Origin of the sequence: Pseudomonas veronii (assembly GCF_002028325.1) — a bacterium.
Lineage (GTDB): Bacteria > Pseudomonadota > Gammaproteobacteria > Pseudomonadales > Pseudomonadaceae > Aquipseudomonas > Aquipseudomonas veronii.
In genome coordinates this window covers 160353-179961 of record NZ_CP018420.1, presented here as the reverse complement: position 1 = coordinate 179961, position 19609 = coordinate 160353, and the positions used below count along the sequence as shown (strand labels likewise).

General features: G+C 63.3%; 14 protein-coding genes. 1 reads left to right on the top strand and 13 read right to left on the bottom strand.

Going from position 1 to position 19609, the window contains the following annotated elements; translation table 11 throughout:
• Nucleotides 1-32 precede the first annotated feature (32 nt).
• From PverR02_RS00820 to PverR02_RS00765, 13 genes are all read right to left on the bottom strand, one after another.
• Nucleotides 33-1475 (bottom strand): efflux transporter outer membrane subunit, encoded by a 1443-nt coding sequence (locus tag PverR02_RS00820; RefSeq protein ID WP_046385110.1) that lies wholly within the window; start codon nucleotides 1473-1475, stop codon nucleotides 33-35.
• Nucleotides 1472-2362 (bottom strand): efflux RND transporter periplasmic adaptor subunit, encoded by an 891-nt coding sequence (locus PverR02_RS00815; protein WP_017845524.1) that lies wholly within the window; start codon nucleotides 2360-2362, stop codon nucleotides 1472-1474. The genes PverR02_RS00820 and PverR02_RS00815 overlap by 4 nt, the downstream gene beginning before the upstream one ends.
• Complete coding sequence (locus PverR02_RS00810) at nucleotides 2359-2568, bottom strand: DUF1656 domain-containing protein (protein WP_046385111.1); 210 nt, start codon at nucleotides 2566-2568, stop codon at nucleotides 2359-2361. The genes PverR02_RS00815 and PverR02_RS00810 overlap by 4 nt, the downstream gene beginning before the upstream one ends.
• Nucleotides 2565-4643, bottom strand: coding sequence for an FUSC family protein (locus PverR02_RS00805; RefSeq protein WP_046385112.1), 2079 nt, complete (start codon nucleotides 4641-4643; stop codon nucleotides 2565-2567). The genes PverR02_RS00810 and PverR02_RS00805 overlap by 4 nt, the downstream gene beginning before the upstream one ends.
• Nucleotides 4640-5071 carry a MarR family winged helix-turn-helix transcriptional regulator gene (locus tag PverR02_RS00800; protein ID WP_017845527.1) on the bottom strand — a complete coding sequence of 144 codons (432 nt, stop codon included), beginning with the start codon at nucleotides 5069-5071 and terminating at the stop codon, nucleotides 4640-4642. Before PverR02_RS00800 ends, PverR02_RS00805 begins: the two co-directional genes overlap by 4 nt.
• Before the next feature lie 849 nt (nucleotides 5072-5920).
• The gene (locus tag PverR02_RS00795) at nucleotides 5921-6337 is read right to left on the bottom strand and encodes a hypothetical protein (protein WP_079442588.1); all 417 of its coding nucleotides are present in this window, start codon (nucleotides 6335-6337) and stop codon (nucleotides 5921-5923) included.
• Nucleotides 6334-6534 (bottom strand): hypothetical protein, encoded by a 201-nt coding sequence (locus PverR02_RS31535; RefSeq protein ID WP_152031976.1) that lies wholly within the window; start codon nucleotides 6532-6534, stop codon nucleotides 6334-6336. The genes PverR02_RS00795 and PverR02_RS31535 overlap by 4 nt, the downstream gene beginning before the upstream one ends.
• A 246-nt stretch (nucleotides 6535-6780) precedes the next feature.
• Nucleotides 6781-7017, bottom strand: a complete 237-nt coding sequence (locus PverR02_RS00790) for a DUF2789 domain-containing protein (protein ID WP_079442587.1) — start codon at nucleotides 7015-7017, stop codon at nucleotides 6781-6783.
• Between the two features lie 65 nt (nucleotides 7018-7082).
• Nucleotides 7083-7670 (bottom strand): adenylyl-sulfate kinase, encoded by a 588-nt coding sequence (cysC, locus tag PverR02_RS00785; protein WP_046483759.1) that lies wholly within the window; start codon nucleotides 7668-7670, stop codon nucleotides 7083-7085.
• Nucleotides 7654-9168 carry a TolC family protein gene (locus tag PverR02_RS00780; RefSeq protein WP_079442586.1) on the bottom strand — a complete coding sequence of 505 codons (1515 nt, stop codon included), beginning with the start codon at nucleotides 9166-9168 and terminating at the stop codon, nucleotides 7654-7656. Before PverR02_RS00780 ends, cysC begins: the two co-directional genes overlap by 17 nt.
• A gap of 40 nt (nucleotides 9169-9208) precedes the next feature.
• Nucleotides 9209-16183, bottom strand: a complete 6975-nt coding sequence (locus tag PverR02_RS00775) for an Ig-like domain-containing protein (protein ID WP_227778757.1) — start codon at nucleotides 16181-16183, stop codon at nucleotides 9209-9211.
• 51 nt (nucleotides 16184-16234) lie between these two features.
• Nucleotides 16235-17068 carry a sulfotransferase family protein gene (locus PverR02_RS00770; protein ID WP_017845533.1) on the bottom strand — a complete coding sequence of 278 codons (834 nt, stop codon included), beginning with the start codon at nucleotides 17066-17068 and terminating at the stop codon, nucleotides 16235-16237.
• 118 nt (nucleotides 17069-17186) lie between these two features.
• The gene (locus tag PverR02_RS00765; protein WP_079442584.1) at nucleotides 17187-18800 is read right to left on the bottom strand and encodes a glycosyltransferase family 39 protein; all 1614 of its coding nucleotides are present in this window, start codon (nucleotides 18798-18800) and stop codon (nucleotides 17187-17189) included.
• Between the two features lie 202 nt (nucleotides 18801-19002).
• Between PverR02_RS00765 and PverR02_RS00760 the strand changes: the two genes are divergently transcribed.
• A complete protein-coding gene (locus PverR02_RS00760) occupies nucleotides 19003-19590 on the top strand; it encodes a phage tail protein (RefSeq protein ID WP_079442583.1) in 588 nt (195 codons plus the stop codon).
• Nucleotides 19591-19609 lie beyond the last annotated feature (19 nt).

Below are 19609 nucleotides of genomic sequence, written 5' to 3'. Positions count from 1 at the left end.
GGCGGCCCGCTTGTCAAAGCATAGCTAGCTGCTCAGGGTTTGCCGGGCTGTGAGGCTTGCGTTCGTCCGCTTTCCCAGCCGCCGCCCAGGGCCAGGAACAGATCGATCTGGCTCATCGCAACCTGGGTGTTGGCCGCCGCCAGTTGCGCGCGCACATCGGTGTAGGTGCGCGTGGCTTGCAGGTCGGCGAGGAACGATGCGCGGCCGGCCTGGAAGAAGCGGTGGGTCTGGTCTGCGGCTTCCTTGGCCGATGCGTCGGCTTCGGCCAGGGCATCGCGGCGCTGTAACTGCGCGGTGTACTGCGCCAGGCCGGTCTGGGTTTCGCGGATGGCGTTGAGCACCACCCCGTCGAAGTGCGCGAGGGCGCCCTGGGTCGCCGCTTCGGCTTCGTGGATGCGCGCGCGGGCGCCGTTGGTCGGCACGGTCCAACTGATCATCGGGCCAAAGCCCCAGCGGTTGGTGGCCGGCGTGCCGAGATTTTCGAGCAACCCGACCGTGCTGACCGAGGCGCCGATGCTGATGTCCGGGTACAGCGCGCCCGTGGCCACGCCGATGCGCGCAGTGGCCGCGGCCAGTTGGCGTTCCGCCTGGCGCACATCGGGGCGACGCTTGAGCAGCGTCGCGCCATCGCCCACCGGCAGCAGTTGGGCGATGTGCGGGAGTTCGGCGCACGTACCGGTGCCCGCCGGCAGTTGCGCCACTGGCTTGGCCAGCAGCATCGACAGGCGGAACAGCCCGGCCTGGCGCGCAGCTTCGTAGCGCGGCATGTCGGCGCGCAAGGATTTGTACTGCGTCTGCGAGCGGGTGACCTGGGTTTCATCGCCGCGCCCGGCGTCGCGCAGGCGCTGGGTCAACGTCGTGCTCTGGGCTTGCAGGTCGAGGGATTCGTTGGCGATCGCCAGCTCTTCGTTGGCCGCGCAGACTTGCGTGTACGAACGCACCACATCGGCGACCAGGGTGATCCGCGCAATATCGGCCGCGGCCTGGGTTGCGTCGGCGCTGGCCTGGGCGCTTTCGATGCCGCGCTGCAAGGTGCCGAACAGATCGAATTGATACGAGGTGGTGATCCCCACGCTGCCGATGTTGCCCACCGGGACTTTTTCCGAGAGTAAAAACGCTTCGCCGGACTCTTGCAGGCGCTGGGCTTCGGCCTTGGCGCCGGCGCTCCAGCCGCCGACGGATTCAGCCTCCTGCACCTGATAGCGCGCCCGCTGCAAGTTGGCGGCGGCGACGCGCAGGTCGGTGTTGGAAGCCATGGCCTGGCGCACCAGTTCATCCAGGCGCGGGTCGTTGTACAGCTTCCACCAGTCCGCCGGCACCGGCGCCGAGACCACGTTGGCGCCCTCGCCCGCCAGTTGCCCTTGCAGGTCGCCACGGTTCATGGCGGCCTTGTCCGGCAGTCGATAATCCGGGCCGACCACCTGGCAGGCTGACAACAGCACACCCAGCGCCGCGGTTGCCAAAATCTGCTTCATGGCTGGGCTCCGTCCTTGGGCTTGTCGCCGATGATCGACACCGTCGCGGTGCGCCCGGCGATCATGCGAAAGTCCGCCGGCACCTCGTCAAACGCGATACGCACCGGAATCCGCTGGGCCAGGCGCACCCAACTGAACGCCGGGTTGACGTTGGGCAGCAGGTTGGCGCCGCTGCTGCGGTCACGGTCCTCGATACCGGCGACGATGCTCTGCACATGGCCGTGCAGGCGGGCGCCGTCGCCAATCACACGGATATCGACGCCCATGCCGACGTGGATGCCGTCGAGCTTGGTCTCTTCGAAGTAGCCGTCGATATGAAAGGAGTTGCTGTCCACCACCGACAGCACCGGGCGCCCGGCGGTGACGAACTCCTGCGTGCGCGGCGCACGGTCGTTGACGTAGCCGTCCACCGGGCTGCGGATCACCGAACGGTCGAGGTTGAGTTGCGCCGAGTCCACCGTCACTTGCGCTTCGGCCAGGGCCGACTGGGCACGGGCGACGCGGGACTGGCTTTCTTCCAGTTGCTCGCTCGGCACCAGGTTGCCCAGGCCACGGTTACGCTTGTACTCGCGCTGGGCCTGGGCCAGGGTTTCCTGGCGGTCGGCCACGGCGGCCTGGGCCTGGCGCAGGGCCAGCTTGAAGCGGTCCTGGTCGACGGCGAACAGCACCTGGCCTTTGCTCACCAGTTGGTTGTCGCGCACGTCGACGCGCTGGATCAGCCCGGACACGTCCGGGGCGATCTGCACGATATCGGCACGGATGTGGCCGTCACGGGTCCAGGGCGCAAACATGTAGTACATGACCATGCGCCATACGACGACGACCGCGAAGCTCACGATCAACAACGTCAGGACGACACGGCCGATGGTCAAAAAAGGTTTTTTCATGTCATCAGGTATCGACTGAGTGAGTCCACCGCGCCCAGCAACAGCGCGTAGAGCCCCACGTTGAACAATGCCCGGTGCCAGACCAGGCGATAAAAGTGCAGACGGGTCAACAACCCGTGCACCAGCAGAAACAACACGTAAGCAATGCCCATCAGCACCAGCAGCGTGGGCAGGAACACCCCGCTGATATCCAGATCACCGATCATAAAGGCGCTCCATCAGGCAGCGGCGCCTCGGTCTCGGTGCCGCCAATCAATTCCACGCCGGGCAACAGCGCCAGGCGCAGACCCGCCAGGGCATGCAACAGATGCAGGCGGGTGTCGTCTTCGTCTTGCAGGCCTTGGCCGTTGAGGGCGCGGCGCGTGCGGTCGAGGGTCATCAGCAGGCCGCTGGGCGAAGGCAAGCGTCGGCCCGCCTTGAGGCAGGCCTTGTAGTAAGCGCCGACGCCTTCCACCACTTGGCCGAGCAACACCCGCGGTACGCCGTAGATCCGTGGCGAGTAGGCCAGCAGGTCGAGCAGGTTCAGCGCCACGCGCAAATCGCGCAGGGCGACGCCGGTGTCATGGCCGATGATGGCCAGGCGCGGCAGGTGCTGCATCAAGCGGTCGAGCATTTGCGCGGCCAGGTACCGTTGTTCGGCCAGGTTCGCCGGTTCGGTCAGGCCGACGATGTCGTGCCAGGTGAACCGGGTCAGGCGCTTGGCGGCCAACTCGGCACCGAAGGGCCGCGCGATCAGCGTCCACACAAAGGCAAACAGCAGGCCCACGGGCCCGGCCAGGTTGACGTTGGCGAAGTTGAGGAAGTCGGCGTCATAGGCGCCCTGGATGCTGATGAACGACGAGGTGTTCACCAACGTCAGCAGCATGCCCAGGTAGAAACGCGGTTGGACCGTGAGTGTGCCGATGCAGATAAACGGCACCGCGAACGCCAGCACCAGCATGGGGAAATCGTGCAGGTTGGGCAGCACCAGGAACAGATACAGGCTGGCGAACAGCACCGACATGGCGGTCCAGAAAAAGAACCGATAGATCTGCGGCGCCGGGTCGTCCATCGACGCAAAGAAGCTGCAGGCGACGGCTGCCAGGATCACGGCGCTGCCGCCGTCAGTCCAGCCCAGCAGAATCCACAGCACCGAGGCGACGATGATCGCAGTGACGGTGGAAAACGCCGAGTAGAACATCAGGCCACGGTCGAGAAAAGGCGTCAGGCGGCCCAGGCGCCAGTGGCGGTAAACGGCGCGCCAGGTGTCCTGGCTCTCGCATTGGATCGCGGCCTGCAGGCTGCGGCAGTCTTGCCACAGGTCGATCCACTCACCCAGGCGATACAGCGCGTTGGAGAACAGCAGCGTGTGGCGGTCGTCCAGCGCTTCGCCTGCCGGTTGCAGCGCGTCGAGTTGGTCACGCAGGGTGCGCCAGCGCTCCAACGGGGCCGACTCGGTGGTGCTTTGCAGCCACTGATCCGTGGCCTCCAACAGCGGCGCGAGCGTTTCGAGAAACTCCGGCGCACGGTGTTCGATGGCGTATAGCGCATCGTCGAGCGCATCCACCACCGGCAGCAGGTGGATCATCCGCCCGCGCAGTTCCTTGGTGTTGCGCACCGTCTGCGGCCGGGCGCCTTCGTGGGGCAACTGGCCGATCATCAATTCCAACGTGTTGAAGGTGGCGACCATACCGCCGCGCAAGGCGCTGACTTCGTCGCGCGCCACGTTGCGGCTCATAAAGCGCTGGCTGTAGACCTGGGCGTCGCTGAACCACTTGGCCACCGAGCCATCGAACACCGGCATCAGGCGCCGCGGCCAGAACATTGCGCCGACCACCGCCGCCACCGCGATGCCAAGAAAGATTTCCTCGGTGCGCGCTTCAGCCACGTCCCACACCGTCAGCGGGTTATCCACCACCGGCAAGGCGATCAGCGGCAAGGTGTAGCCGGCCAGCATCAAGGCGTAGTTGTTCGCGGTGCGCAGGTGCATGGAGAGAAACAGCAGGGTGCCCGTCCACAATGCAATCACCACCACCAGCAGGTAGGGCGATTGCACAAACATCGGCACGAACACCACCGCCGCCGCGGCGCCCATGAAGGTGCCGATCGCACGGTACAGCGCCTTGGAACTGGTCGGCCCGACAAACGGGCTGGAGACGATGTACACCGTGGCCATCGCCCAGTACGGACGCGGCATTTGCATGAGCATGGCGATGTACAACGCGATCATCGACGCCGCGAACGTGCGTACCCCGTAGAACCAGTCCCTGGCCGGCGGCATGCCGGTAAAAAATCCTCTCAAGATGCTGCAACCACTGGGTATTGATGCGCGACTTCAAAGGCGCGCAACACGCGCAGCGCAACCTCCATGTCCGCAGGCGCAATATCGGCCAGCACGTCGCGGCGCAGGCGCACCAGTTGCGCCTCCACCGCCTGTACCAGCTCACGGCCCCGCGCGGTGAGGCTCAAGGCCTTGGCGCGGCGGTCGTGGGTGTCTTCGCTGCGGCACACATAGCCGCCGCTGCACAGTTGGTCGAGCAGGCGCACCAGCGACGGGCTTTCCATCCCCGAAGCCTGGGCCACTTTGACTTGATGCACCCCGTCGCCCAGGCGGCCGATCATCAGCAACGGCACGGCGCAGGCTTCGGAAATACCGTAGCTCACCAGCGTGTTCTGGCAGATTTTGCGCCAATTACGGGCGCCCACCACCATGCTGCTGCTGAGGTTCATCTGGAGTTGTTCGAGGGTCTTGGGCACTGGATCGTTCGCATACAGTTAGTTTGCTAACTATCAATATGGTGGATGGCGCTAGATGCGTCAAGTTTTGAAACAAATTTAGCGGATGCGTGGCGTGGGTAAGTAAAGCGGCTGTCAGTGTGAGGGTTGGATCTTCAACGATAGCCACAACGCCACATGACCCATGTGGGAGGGGGCTTGCCCCCGATAGCGGAGTGAAGGCAATACACGGTTGACTGATCTGCCGCTATCGGGGGCAAGCCCCCTCCCACATTTGGATCGGTGTCGGCTTCAGGATTGCTGTGCGGCCTGCCATTCAGGCGTGGCGTGGGTAAGTAAAGCGACTTTCAGTGTGAGGGTTGGATCTTCAACGATAGCCACAACGCCCCCTCCCACATTTGGATCGGTGTCGGCTTCAGGATTGCTGTGCGGCCTGCCATTCGGGCGGCGCGTGGGTAAGTAAAGCGGGTTTCAGCGTGAGGGTTGGATTTTCAGCGATAGCCGCAACGCCGCATGACCCATGTGGGAGGGGGCTTGCCCCCGATAGCGGAGTGAAGGCAATACACGATTGACTGATCTGCCGCTATCGGGGGCAAGCCCCCTCCCACATTTGGATCGGTGTCGGCTTCAGGATTGCTGTGCGGCCTGCCATTCGGGCGGCGCGTGGGTAAGTAAAGCGGGTTTCAGCGTGAGGGTTGGATTTTCAGCGATAGCCGCAACGTCGCATGACCCATGTGGGAGGGGGCTTGCCCCCTCCCACATTTGGATCGATGTCGGCTTCAGGATTGCTGTGCAACCGGCTTATTGACCGCTCAGTCTCCTAAGTGGCTCTGCCGGAAAATATCAGCACCTTTTGCTCCACCGCCAGACGCTCCAGACTTTCACTGCCTCGGATACAACAACTAACGCAGCCATTAACACCACGTTGTAGTTAGGAACAAGCTGAGCACCCACTAGCAACAGCGAAACAGAAGGCACAATAAAAGCCAATCGCAAGGGTGTTTGAAGGTAAGTAATCCACCTCACCTGTTCACGTCCAAGAAAGAACAGCAAGCACGAGATCACAATGGAAACTTGCAGCAGCATGGCAAAGCCGAACATGAATAACTGCACAACGCTATGATCACGCAGCACCCATAAAGCACTTTCAAGATCACTTAAATAAGGAATCCTTGCCTGTATTACGCTGGCCACTGCATGGCGAATCAGATAAAGGGCATCCATGGCTCCCCAAAACCAAAAAACATGCTTGCGCGTCATTTTCCTGCGTCCTTTGATCTTTTTTCCCCAGAACAACAAACAGGGGAAATATTGCATTCACCAAGAAGTTCACTCAGTCCCTGCAACGCATAAGGCGCACGGAAAAACTCCCTTACTTTGCTGTCGGCAAAATAGGGACTCTCGATTTTTGTGAGGTCATATTGTTCAATTTCAGTGCGGGGGATCAGTCGTTTCATGTTGTGTTCAGAAGAAGGAGTCAGCCCCGTTGATAAGGGTTCCTCACTCTGCCCACCATCATCCACTTCCTTTTAGTCGATAGGAAATTTCCCAACCTCGTGTATCACCCGCCCCAGCGCGCAGGTCGATTGCCATGGTGCGAAGCTTTCCAGAAAAAATTAACTGGGCCGCTTACAGCCCAGTTTTTTACCGCACACTAATTTTTTTTACATTACGGCATTTCATCAAAGATTTTTTTACACCTCTCAATTACGCCGCAACATCAGGTTCAACTCATCCACCACTTCAGCCCAATCCGCATCCTCCAGAATTTCCTCACGCAAAAACGCTTTCTGGCTATCCGTCCAGAAAAACGCATCGGCCAGTTCCAGGTCCGCCTTGAGCGGTGAGTGCGCGGTGACGAACTGCTCGATGCCGACGGGGTCGTCGGCCAGGCCGAGTTGTTTGAACAGGGAGGGCAAGCTGTGTTCAGGCGATTGCATGATGAGCTCCGGATAGATGGGTTTATCCGAGTCTAGCCCTCACCCACGGCAGGCGCGAGCTTGCGCTACAGGGTTTGCAACCATACCTGCAGTTGTGCGACGCATTGCTGCACGGATAGCTGGCCGGTCTCCAGGACCAGGGCGGCTTGCGGCGGCGGTTCGTAGGGTGAGCCGATGCCGGTGAACCCCGGCAGTTCGCCGCGTCGGGCGCGGGCGTAGTGGCCTTTGGGGTCGCGGCGTTCGCAGATGTCCAGTGCGGCGTTGCACCACACTTCCCGATAGTCCGCGCCCAGGCGTTCGGCGAGTACCGCGCGTAATTCGACCAACGGCGCGATCAGCGCCAGGATCACGATTTGCCCGTTGTCCACCAGCAACGCCGCCAGTTCGGCGGCGCGGCGGATGTTTTCCAGGCGATCGCCGTCGGCAAACCCCAGGTCTTTGTTCAAGCCGCCGCGCAAGGCATCGCCGTCGAGCACGATGCTGTGTCGGCCTTGTTCGAACAACGCCGCCTGCAGCCCTTGGGCCAGGGTCGATTTACCCGACGCCGGCAGGCCGGTCAGCAGGATCGCCACGCCGCGATGACCGTTGCGAGCCTCACGCTGGGCACGCGTGATGCTCGCGGTCGGTGCCACCAGGTTACTTGACGGCGGCACGGGGCACCGGGGCGGCGATGTTGCCGGCGGCCCACGCCGATTCGCGGCCGGCCAGCGCGGTGGCGATGGACTGCACGCGGTCGGAATCGACCTGCTCCGGCAACGGGTCGAGCCCGGCGCTGGCGAAGATCTGGCCGTAGGCGTTGCGCAGGTCGGCGTAGGCCAGGTCGCGGCGCAGGTCGGCTTGCAGGGTATTGAGTTCGCCCTGGATCAGGTCCAGTTCGCCCAGGCCTGCGGCTTGGTGACGGTTGCGCAGTTGGGTGAGGATCTGCCCGTCGATGTCGGCCAGCTGTTCGTTGGTCTTGAACTGGCGCACGGCGTCCTGGAAGTTCGCGTTGGCGACGTAGAGTTGCGCCAGCACCGCGATGGACATGGCCTGGCGCCGTGCGGTGGCGACTTCTTCGCCGGCCTTGGCGACGTCGATGGCCGCCGGGGCGGAGAGCACGTTGAACAGGTTCCAGGTGACCTTGGCGCCGTAGTCGGCCCAGCGGTTGTCCACCAGGAACGAGTTGCTGTCGTAATGCCCACCGGCCGAGAATTCCAGGCCCGGCAGCAGGCGCAGCATGGCCTTGCGGGTTTCGGCGGCGCTGATGCGGGTCTGGTAGTCCTGCTCGCGCAGTTCAGGGCGGTTGGCCAGGGCTTCCTGTTCCAGGCTGGCGAAGTTGACCTTGAGCTGCGGCACGGCATAGTCGTCCGGCGTGGCCAGCTTGAGGTCGGTGCCCATGGGCAGGTTGATCAGGGTCGACAGTTCAGTCTTGGCCAGGGAGAGCGCGCGGCGCTGTTCCTGCAATTGGCGCGTGGCTTCGATCAGCGAGCGCTGGTAGCCCAGGGCCTGGATCGGGTCGCCGATACGCTGCTCGCTCATGCTTTGGCTGTTGCTCTGGGCCTGGTCGACCCGCGCCATCAGGCTGTCGATCTGGGTCAGCAGGCGTTCGGCCGCGACCGCCCGCCAATAGGCCGAGCGCACGTCCTGGACGATGGTGTTGATCACCTTGCGGCGCCGCTCCTGGACGATCAGGCGTTGGTCGCCTTGCTGTTTGGCACTGATGTAGCTGACGCCAAAGTCGAGGACGTTCCACACCATGGTCAGGTCGGCCACGCGACGGTCGCGGTCCTGGGATGTCGACGGTTCCAGGGACTGGGTGCCGGTGAGAACACTCTGGCTGCTGGAGGCGTTGGTGTTGTTGCGCCCGGCGTAACCGGCGGACAACGCCATGCGCGGCAGCATGTCGAAACTGGCGAGGTCGAGTTGGCGCTTGGCCAGCGCCTCCTCCATGATCTTCAAGCGCCCTTCGAGGTTGTATTTAACCGCCCGGGCCATGGCCTGGTGCAGTGTCAACGGGCCGTTCAATGGCTCCTGATCCGTGTACATACCGTGCAGGTCGCTGCGGGCTCGCTGCTCGCTGACACTGCGCTCAATCGGCTCGCTGGTGACCGCACAACCGCCGATCGCCAGCGCCAGCACGCTGGCGCCGAACAACTTATGAACTGTATTCATCCTTGGACTGCCCCTGTTACTGCGCCTTGATTTAAGTGTGTCAGGCCTGCATTTCGCTGATGCCGACCTGTTGCAATGCCTTCGCCAGGTCAATCACCTGACGCTGTTCCACGTCTTTGATCTGCTGCAATTGCTGGCCCAGGGTCGGGGCGCCGAACACGCCCCGCAGGCCTTGGGCCGCGTCACCGCCGCCCTGGATCGCTCGGCCGTCGAACGCCTTGAGGCCACTGTCCCCGCCGCCACTCTCACGATTGAACAACCCCGACAAGGTGCTTGAACCAAACACCCCGCCATCGCCGCCGCCAAAACCGAGGAAGCCCTGCGCGCCGCCGTTCGCGCCGCTGTTGCTGTTGAACACCTGGGCAATGAAGCTGGGCGCCAAGGCACCGTTGCGAATGAAGATGTTACCGATAGGCGGCAAGCCCGCGCCCATCTCGCGCTGTTCAAACAACGCCGGGAAGCCAATGGGTGAACCCAGGTCGCCCACGGGCCGGCCAAACACGATCGGTTGCAGCGGCACATCCGGCGCGCCGGGTGGCGGTGCCGGCTCGGTGACGCGGAACAGCGGGTCGCCGGTCAGGGCAATGGTGTTGATCGCGTAGTTGTTGGAGTTGGCATAACCGCTGCCAGCGTTGCCCGTCATGTCATTCACCAGGCCGGTGTCGAGGGTGATGAAGTTGCTCGGGTCGTTGAGGTTGGCCGTCGGTGTGAGGGTCGCGGTCCAGGTTTTGCCGCCGTCGTTGCTGGCCAGGTTGGACAAGGTGCCGTTGGCCACGCTGAGGTCATCCAGCGCGAAGCCGCTGACTTTTTCACTGAAGGTAAACGTGACGGTGGTGGTCTGGCCGACGGTCAGATTCGGGTTGGCAATGGTGATAGTCGCCGTCGGGCGTTCGCCATCGATCACAAAATTGTTCGAAATCGCAATGCCGCTGCCGGCGTTACCGGCAGCATCGTTGACCTGGCCGGCGTCCAGCACGATCACGTTGGTCGCATCGGTAATCGCCGCCGTCGGGGTCAGGGTGGCGGTCCAGGTTTTGCCGCCATCGTTGCTGGCCAGGTTGGACAGCACGCCGTTGGCCACGCTCAGGTCAGACAGATCGAAACCGCTGACGGCCTCGCTGAAGCCGATGGTGACGGTGGTGGTCTGGCCGATGCCCAGGTTGCCGTTGGCCACCGAAATGGTCGCGGTCGGGCGCTGGGTGTCGATCGCATAGTTGTTCGAATCGGTGCTGCCGCTGCCCGCGTTGCCGGCGGCGGTCTGTACGCCGCTGTTGTCCAGGCTGATCAGGTTGCTGGTGTCGGTGACATCGGCCGTCGGCGTCAGGGTCGCGGTCCAGGTCACGCCGCCGTCGCTGGAGGCCAGGTTGCTCAGCACGCCGTTGGCCACGCTCAGGTCGGCCAGGGTGAAACCGCTGACAGCCTCGGAGAAGGTGATGGTCACCGGGGCGGTCTCGCCGGCCTTGAGGGCGGTGTCGCCGACTACGATGGTCGCCGTCGGCAGCACGGTGTCGATGCTGTAGTTGGCCGAGTCGGTCGTTCCCGTACCGGCGTTGCCGGCCAGGTCGGCAATGCCGGTATTGGCCAGGGTGATCACGTTGCTGGCGGCGCGGATACCCGCCGCCGGTGTGAAGAGAGCCGTCCAGGTGATGCCGCCGTCGCTGCTGCTGACCGCGCTCAGGGTGCCATGGGCGACGTTCAGGTCGCTGTTGTCAAAACCGCTGACGGCTTCCGAGAACGTGACCGTGACCAAGGAGGTTTCGCCGGCACTCAACACAGGGTCGGCCATCACGATGGTCGCCGTTGGCCGCTGGCTGTCGATGGTGTAGTTGTTCGAGTCGGTGGTGCCGCTGTCGCTGTTGCCCGCCAGGTCGGCGATGCCGGTGTTGTCCAGGGTGATCACGTTGCTGGTGTCGGTGATGCCGGACGTCGGGGTGAACGTCGCGGTCCAGGTCACGCCGCCGTCCGCGCTGCTCACGGTGCTCAAGGTGCCGTTGTTGACCGTCAGATCGGCGTTGCTGAGCCCGGTTACCGCCTCCGAGAAGGTGATCACTACCAGTGAGCTGTCACCCACGCCGAGGGCCGGGTTCGCGACCACGATGGTGGCCGTTGGGCGCACGGTGTCGACGGCGTAGTTGTTCGAATCGGTGGTGCCGCTGCCGCTGTTGCCGGAGCCGTTTTGCACACCGCTGTTGTCCAGGGTGATCACGTTGCTGGTGTCGCTGATCGCGCTGCTCGGCGTGAAAGTCGCCGTCCAGGTCACGCCGCCGTCGTTGCTGCTGACGGAGGTCAACGTGCCGTTGGCGATCGTCAGGTCGGCGTTGGTAAAACCGCTGACCGCTTCGGAGAAGGTAATGGTGACCAGCGAGGTGTCGCCGATGTTCAGGGCATTGTCGGCGACGACGATAGTTGCGCTCGGCTGCACCGTGTCGATGGTGAAGTTACCCGAGTTGGTGACACCGCTGCCGGCGTTGCCGGCCAGGTCGGTGTAGCCGGCGTTGTTCAGGCTGATCAGGTTGGTGGTGTCGCGGACGTTGCCGGTCGGTGTGAAAGTCGCCGTCCAGGTGACGCCGCCATCCGCGCTGCTGACTGTCGAGAGGGTGCCGTTGGGTGCGTTCAGGTCGCTGTTGTCAAAACCGCTGACGGCTTCCGAGAACGTGACCGTGACCAAGGAAGTTTCGCCGGCACTCAACACAGGGTCGGCCATCACGATGGTCGCCGTTGGCCGCTGGCTGTCGATCATATAGGCGTTGGACGACGTGGTGCCAGACCCGACGTTACCGACGCCATCGGTCACACCGGTGTTATCCAGGACAATGTGATTGTTGTTCTGGGTGACGCCTGCCACAGGCGTCAACGTCGCGGTATAGGTGATGTTGTCGCTGGTGCTCAGGCTGCTCAGGGTGCCATTGTCGGTGGTCAGATCGGCCAGGCTGAACCCGGTCACTGCTTCGCTGAAAGTGATGGTCACCAGCGACGAGCCGCCGATCCCCAGGTGGTCGTTGTTCACCACCACCGTCGCGGTCGGACGTTGGGTGTCGATGGCGTAGTTATTGGAATTGCTGGTACCGACGCCGACATTACCCGACACCGCCGCCTGGACACCGCTGTTGTCCAGGGTGATCTGGTTGGTGGCGTCGCTGATCGCGCTGCTCGGGGTGAACGTCGCGCCCCAGGTAATGCCGCCGTCGCTGCTGCTGACCGCGCTCAAGGTGCCATTGGTGATCGTCAGGTCGGCATTGCTGAAACCGGTCACGGCCTCGTTGAACGTAATCATCACTTGGGAGGAGTCACCGATTTTCAGCGTCGGGTTGGCCACCACGATGGTCGCCGAAGGCAACACCGTATCGACGGTGTAATTCGCCGAGTTGGTGGTGCCCGCGCCTGCGTTGCCGGACAGGTCGGCGATGCCGGTGTTGGCCAGGGCGATCACGTTGCTCGCGCTGTTGGTGTTCGTCCCTGGGGTGAAGGTCGCGGTCCAGGTGATGCCGCCGTCGGCGCTGCTCAGGCTGCTCAGGCTGCCGTGGCTTGCCGTCAGGTCGGCGAGGGTGAAGCCAGTCACGGCTTCGCTGAAGGTGATCGTCACCAGCGACGTTTCGCCAGCGGTCAGCGCCGGGTCGGCGACCACGATGGTCGCGGTGGGGCGCACGGTGTCGATGACGTAGTTGTTGGAGTCGGTGGTGCCGGTGCCGGTGTTGCCGCTGGTGTCGCTGTAGGCGGTGTTGTCCAGGGTGATGACGTTGGTGGTGTCGGTGAGGTTTGCACTCGGCGTGAAGGTCGCGGTCCAGGTGATGCCACCGTCGTTGCTGCTCACCGCACTCAGGGTGCCATTGGACACCGTCAGGTCGACATTGGAGAAACCGACCACGGCTTCCGAGAAGGTAATGGTCACCAGCGAGGTCTGGCCAATGCCCAGGGAGTTGCTCGCAACCACCAGGGTCGCGGTCGGACGCACGCCGTCGATGGCCACGTTGTTCGACGTGGTAGTGCCGCTGCCGGCGTTGCCCGCCACGTCCTGGACCCCGGTGTTGTCCAGGGTGATGTGGTTGCTCGCGCTGACGATACTCGCCGTCGGGGTAAAGGTGGCGGTCCAGGTGGTACCACCGTCGTTGCTGCTGACCGCGCTCAGGGTGCCATTGGACACTATCAGGTCGGCGTTGGTGAACCCGGTCACGGCTTCGCTGAAGGTGATGGTCACCAGCGAGGTCTGGCCGATGCCCAGGTTGGTGTTGGCGAACACGACAGTCGCGTTCGGCCGCGCGGTGTCGACCGCATAGGTGTTGGAATTGGTGGTGCCACTGCCGGCGTTGCCCGCGCCATCACTGACCGCGGTGTTGTTCAGGGTGATGACATTCCCGGTATGGGAGGCCCCAGGGGTCGCAGTCAGGGTTGCGGTCCACGTGAGACCACCGTCGTTGCTGCCCAAGTTGCTCAGGATGCCGTCGGCGACCGTGAAGGCGCCGACGGTGAGCCCGGTGACCGCCTCGCTGAAGGTGATGGTCACCAGGGACGTGTTACCGCTGATACTCAGTGCGGTATCGGACACCACAATGGTCGAGGTCGGCAGCACCGTGTCGATCGCATAGGTGTTGGACGTGGTCGTGCCGGTACCGGCGTTGGTCGCGGTATCGGTATAGAGGGTGTTGTCCAGGGTAACGACATTGCCGCTGCTGCTGTTGCTGGCGCTCGGTGTCAGGGTCGCGGTCCAGTGGATATTGTCACTGGTGGTCAGGTTGCTCAGGGTGCCGTTGGACGCCGACATGTCAGTAAGGCTGAAACCGCTCACCGCTTCGCTGAAGGTAATGTTCACCGTCGAGTTGACCGTGGTGCTCAACGTCGGCGCAACGACCGTAACGGTCGCGGTTGGGCGCACGGTATCGATGCTGAAGCTGTTGGACGAGGTGGTGCCGGTCCCTGGTGTCCCCGTCGACGTGGCGGTGACGCCGGTATTGTCGAGGACAATCTGGTTGGTGGCGCTGGTCACGCTCGCGCTCGGCGTAAAGGTCGCGGTGTAGGTGATGTTGTCGCTGGTAGTCAGGGTGCCCAGGGTACCGTTGCTGATCGTCAGATCGGCGCTGGTAAAGCCGGTCACGGCCTGGTTGAAGGTAATGGTCACCTGCGAGGTGCTGCCGATGTGCTGCGCGGTGTTGCTGACCACGATGGTCGCGACCGGGGCCGGATTGTAAGCGGTGTTCGCCGTTCCGCCGATATCGTTGAACAGACCGTTGACTGCTGTGGGTTTGCTGCCCGCCGAGGCGTTGGTGGCCAAGCCTCCGTTACCACTGGCACCGGTGTTGGCCGAACCGCCCAGCGCCGCGAAGTTGGCCGCCGTGATCAATACCGTGCCTTTGTTCCAGATGGCACCGACACCCAGGCCACCGTCACCGCCATTCAGAGTAGTGCCGCTGCCGGCCGCCGAACCACCACCGCCGCCGCCGCCGGCACCGATGTTACCGGTAATCGAGCTGGTGCCGACGATGGTCAGGGTGGCGCCGCTGGCGTTGTAGATACCGCCAGCCGCTCCGCCGCCCTTGCCACCGGCACCGTTCCAACCGGAACCACCCCCACCGCCGCCGATCGACAAGCCGCCAGAGGTCGCTGTGCCGCCAGCGGAACCGTTGGTATAACCGTAGATGCCAGTCGAGCCGGCACCACCGCTGCTCGAGCCGCCGTTGCCGCCCATGGTGCTGTAGCCCCCACCCCTCCCACCCTGGTTGGGGGTGCCCGCAGTTCCGGCGTAGACACCGCTCCCGTTGCCGGTACTGCCACCACGCCCGCCGTTGCCTCCGCCCACCGCGCCGCCGCCGCCGCCGGCACCGCCGAAATTGCCATTGACCACGCCACCGCCACCACCGCCACCCGAGGCTGCGTTCTCTGTCACGCTGACGTTATTGAGGGTCAGGTTACCGAAGTTACTGACCCCCGCCCCGAGCAAATTGGCCGCGCTAATACCGCTACCGCCATTACTGCCGTCGCCAGCCGCCAAGCCCTTGGTAATGACCAGGCCGTCCAGGGTCGCGGTGACACCGCTGTTAACCTTGAGCACCTGGGTCTTGTACTGCCCGCTGATGGTCACATCGGCAACACCATCATTGTTCAGGTCGCCATCGATGGTCAGGTTTTTAGCGATGACCAACTGCGTGTCCAGATTGACCGTCATGCCCGGGGTGCTGAAGGTGACGGTCTCGCCGACACCCACATCGGTCAGGGCCTGGCGCAGTGTGCCGGCACCGCTGTCTGCGGCGCTGGTCACCGTGATGTTTGCCAGGCCGTATTGGTATGCCGACATCGCCTGGTACGACAACGCCGTATGACTTTCGATGGAGCCGGTGGCGACTTCCAGGGTCCAGTCGCCGCCCAGGCCGGTGCGGTTGGTGGACGCGGCAACATCGCGCCCGGTCAGTTGCGCCAGCGAGTCGACAAAGTTGATGCCCTTGTCGCTGGCGGCGGTGTTGCAGGCGTAGATCAGGATATCGCCGCCCACGTTCATGTCCTGGCCGATCTGCGCCAGCACTTCGCTGCGGGCCGCGACGTTGTCGGCGGACAAATAGGTACTGCCCAGCCACAGATCACCGGCATTGCCGTGGGCGATGATCTGCACCGAGCTGACGCCCTGATGGCTGCCCAGGTAATCGGCGATCTGCTGCAGGCCGTCCTTGCTCGCATCCAGTTGCACCACTTGGGTGCCGGGGGCAACGCCGTTGAGCAGCTCGGCGGAATCCTTCACGCGGGCATCGACAAACACCACGCTCTGCCCCGGCACGGCAACCGGTGCGGGGGTGGCGGGCGCGTCGGACTGCGCGTGGCTTTCGCTACCGGTGGCGGCGTGTTCGGTGGTCGTCGGCGCCTTGGCCGCAGCATCTGCGGTGGCGTGGCTGTCGGCCTGGGCCGCATCGGCCACGGTGGCGGCCACTGCGCCGTCGAACAGCATGCGCGGTTCCAGGGACATAATCATCGGCGTCGCCAGGGTGCTGGCATTGGTTGTTGCTGGCCGTGCCTTAAGGTTGTTCCACCACATGCTGCTCACCCGTCGGTCGAATGCTGATTCCCGCAATGAAAAAAACCGCAATCAACTGATCGCGGCATCGGCTTTGGTACGGATCACATTGGCGGCGCTGGAAGTGCCATCACGCCAAAAAGACATATGCGCGAACTGCTCGAAGAGATCGGGCGGCAGGATGGTCCGCCGGGGCTGCAGTTCCACCTTCGGTTTGACCCGATGCAAACCGCTCACACCGAGGGCGTCGTCGAAGTCCGGCGCGTCGTAGCTCAGGTGCTCGAAATCGTGCTCGAACCAGGGCTCGCCGATAAATTCGTAGACCAGCCGCATGACCCGCTCGGGGGCCTGGGAGAGCAAGTCGTAGTCGACCACCAGCATCGAGTCGGCGTGTTCACCGTAGTACGCCTCTTTGAGCGCCGACCAGGCGTACCCCACCAGGCGATTGCGCTGGCCAAGGGTTTCGACACGGCTGTAGACGGTGTTGCGCTCGACGTCGTCGTTGAACAGCTTGGTGTTTTCGAAGGGGTTGGCGCGGTACACACGCTCGAGGCTGTCCATGATCCACGCCACGTTACGCACGCAGGCGATCACCTTGGCCTGGGGGAACAGGTCGTGCAGCGCCGGCATGCGGGCGCACCATTGGCGATTGGTGTCGAACACCACCGGCACAGGGGCGCGGTCGGCGTAATAGGCATCGAACAACCCGCGCAGCAAGCGGCGCCGGGTATTGGCATCGATGACCGAGCCGAACTCGCTGCCAGCACTGCATTGCCCCAGCACGCCGTTGAACAGAGTGCCCACGGGGCTGCTCATGCCAGCGTGGAAGCGCGGGTTCTGCAAGAGGATCGCAGACAGCAGCGTCGAACCGGAGCGGGGCAAACCGGAGATAAAGTGATACTGCATCCCTTCACCACTTTTGTAGGACAAAAATCCATTTGTATACGAATCGTAACTGATGATTACAAAGTTCACTAGTGGTCAAATGCCACTGTTTTGATATTCCTTTCATTCCAAATGGATATTAGCGGCAGGCCTCTGGCTGCGAAGGCTCTGGGCCGAGGCATAGCACGAATAATCGCGCCCTGGCACCGCCCCCGTCCTGCTGCATTTTTTCACGCCATCCGTCCGGTAGCGGCGCAAAATCGTCCGGTGCTTCGTTGCTGCTGATCAGCCAGACACGCTGGGTATCGGCCGGTAATGCCGACAAACGGTCGAGGTAGATACGCCCGCCGTCCTGATCCACCAGCGTGCCAAAACCATAGGAGTTCGGCCGCGTCGGCGTGCCATCCGGTTTGGGCGGGGTGTAAAGCTGCAATTGGGCGTCGGTCCGGTCGTAATACACGTAGCTGAGGTACCACAGCATGTCGCTGAGGACGATGCGGTCACCTTCCTGATAGTTGCGATTGACGAACTCCACCGGCACGTTGAACTGATCATCCACATCCACGGTGGCATTGTTCTTCACCCCCAGCAGTTCCACACCGACGCACAGCACGAACAATGCCGCGCCCAGCCATGAAAGACGTCCGGGCAGGCGGTCGATGGCCAGCGCCAGGATGATCGGCAAAGCCAGGGCATAGACGGTGAGGTAACGCTCGATAAACACCGACGAGATAAACGACACCCCGTACACCAGCAGCAACGGCAGCAAGAAAAACAGCGCCAACAGACCGGCCGACCGGTAGCGCGTCTGATCGCGCCAGGCGCAGACGCCGACCACGGCCACCAGCAGCAGCGGGAATGACCAGAACAGCACAGGCGATAAGCCAAGACCTTCGTCCTGCAACATGAACTGCCAGATCATCGACGGCACGGAGAACAGGTTGATCGGCTCTTCCCAGCCGATGTCGCCGCCGACCTTGAGCTGTTCGACATGCTGCACCAGGCCCACCAGGTTCGGCAGCCAAGGCAGGTACACCAGCACGATCGCGACGTTGGCCACCCACCAGGCCGGACGCGTGATCAAGCGCCGACCGGGGGGCTGGGACGCACTCAACAGGCCCAGCCAGGCCCAATGCACCAACACACACAACGCGGTGAAGTAATGGGTATAGAAACCGGCGGCCATCAGCAGCCCGTACCCCAGCAGGTAGCGCGTGCGCTCGGGGTGGCGCACCCAATACACCAACGCCAGCGTCGCACCCAGCAGCCACACGCCGAGCAGCGAGTACATACGCACTTCCTGGCTGTAGCGCACCGCGCTGGGAAACAGCGCCAGCAGCACACCCGCCAGCACGGCGGCACGAAGGGTGGACAACTGCCGCGCAAGGCAGATGCCCAGGCCCACCACGACCACACCGGGAATCGCACTCATGCTGCGAATCGACCAGATGCCGTCGCCGAACAGCTCGATCCAGCCGCGCAGCAAGAAGAAATACAACGGCGGATGCACATCGTGGGCGGCGTGAAACCACAGGTCGGTCGCCGCATATTGGCTGAGCAGCAGGCTCGAGCCTTCGTCGCCCCAGATCGCCGCGGCCGTCAGGCCATAAAAACGCACGGCCAGCGCCAGCGCCAGAATCGGCACCCACCATAACTGGCGCAACCAATCGCCACCTTCACGGGCCTTTGCGAGGCGATTGACAGCAGAAATCACCCCAACGTTGTCGTCTTGCTCTACCACAGACCGTCGCACCCCGACTCCCCCGCCACTGCCCATTTTCAGGGCCAAACCTGCGCATGCGCAAACAAGCGCCACTCTAGGACAAAAGCCCCGGATTCGCTCGTTGTTTCGCAACCGGCAGGCAGCGCTCAAAACCTGCGTCTACGCTCTGCGATGAAGCCAGATCGACTGGCTTTATATCCCCTTGAACAGCTCACACAAGGATGAACGATTCATGGAAGTATTCATCGGCACCATCCAACCTTTCGCCTTTAATTTCGCCCCAAGAAACTGGGCCTTCTGCGCCGGCCAGCTCCTGCCCATCAGCCAATACCAGGCGCTGTACGCGCTGATCGGCACGACATATGGCGGGGACGGCACGCAAACCTTCAAGCTGCCTGACCTGCAAGGTCGCCTGCCCATCGGCCAAGGCAATGGCCCGGGCCTGTCGCAGCGGTTGATCGGCGACGTCGACGGCGTCGAAAGTGTGATGGCCACCCAGGCCAACCTACCCACGCACACCCATAGCACGGCGGCGCTGGCAGTCAGCGCGGCGGTGCAACTGGCCGCCACCGCCAGCAACCCGCTTACAGCGCCGACCGCCGCCAATGCGTTTATCGGCGCCTCCGGCGGCGGGCCGGGCAGTGCCTCGATCTTTTCCGACCAGCAGGGCGCCAGCCCGGTACCGCTCAAAGGCGTCAGCACGAGCTTGACCGGCACGCTGGCCTTGGCCGGCCAAGGGTTGCCCATGGACACGATGAACCCGTTCCTGGTGATCAACTTCAGCATTGCCCTGAACGGGGTCTTCCCGTCACGCGACTGACCCGCACCCGGGCCGGGGC

Excerpts from the sequence above, each read along its gene's own strand:
- PverR02_RS00800 (WP_017845527.1), bottom strand. The coding sequence starts at position 5,071 with ATGAACCTCAGCAGCAGCATGGTGGTGGGCGCCCGTAATTGGCGCAAA.
- PverR02_RS00795 (WP_079442588.1), bottom strand. The coding sequence starts at position 6,337 with ATGACGCGCAAGCATGTTTTTTGGTTTTGGGGAGCCATGGATGCCCTT.
- PverR02_RS00760 (WP_079442583.1), top strand. The coding sequence starts at position 19,003 with ATGGAAGTATTCATCGGCACCATCCAACCTTTCGCCTTTAATTTCGCC.
- PverR02_RS00770 (WP_017845533.1), bottom strand. The coding sequence starts at position 17,068 with ATGCAGTATCACTTTATCTCCGGTTTGCCCCGCTCCGGTTCGACGCTG.
- PverR02_RS00780 (WP_079442586.1), bottom strand. The coding sequence starts at position 9,168 with ATGAATACAGTTCATAAGTTGTTCGGCGCCAGCGTGCTGGCGCTGGCG.
- PverR02_RS00790 (WP_079442587.1), bottom strand. The coding sequence starts at position 7,017 with ATGCAATCGCCTGAACACAGCTTGCCCTCCCTGTTCAAACAACTCGGC.
- PverR02_RS31535 (WP_152031976.1), bottom strand. The coding sequence starts at position 6,534 with ATGAAACGACTGATCCCCCGCACTGAAATTGAACAATATGACCTCACA.
- PverR02_RS00810 (WP_046385111.1), bottom strand. The coding sequence starts at position 2,568 with ATGATCGGTGATCTGGATATCAGCGGGGTGTTCCTGCCCACGCTGCTG.
- PverR02_RS00775 (WP_227778757.1), bottom strand. The coding sequence starts at position 16,183 with ATGTGGTGGAACAACCTTAAGGCACGGCCAGCAACAACCAATGCCAGC.
- PverR02_RS00820 (WP_046385110.1), bottom strand. The coding sequence starts at position 1,475 with ATGAAGCAGATTTTGGCAACCGCGGCGCTGGGTGTGCTGTTGTCAGCC.
- PverR02_RS00815 (WP_017845524.1), bottom strand. The coding sequence starts at position 2,362 with ATGAAAAAACCTTTTTTGACCATCGGCCGTGTCGTCCTGACGTTGTTG.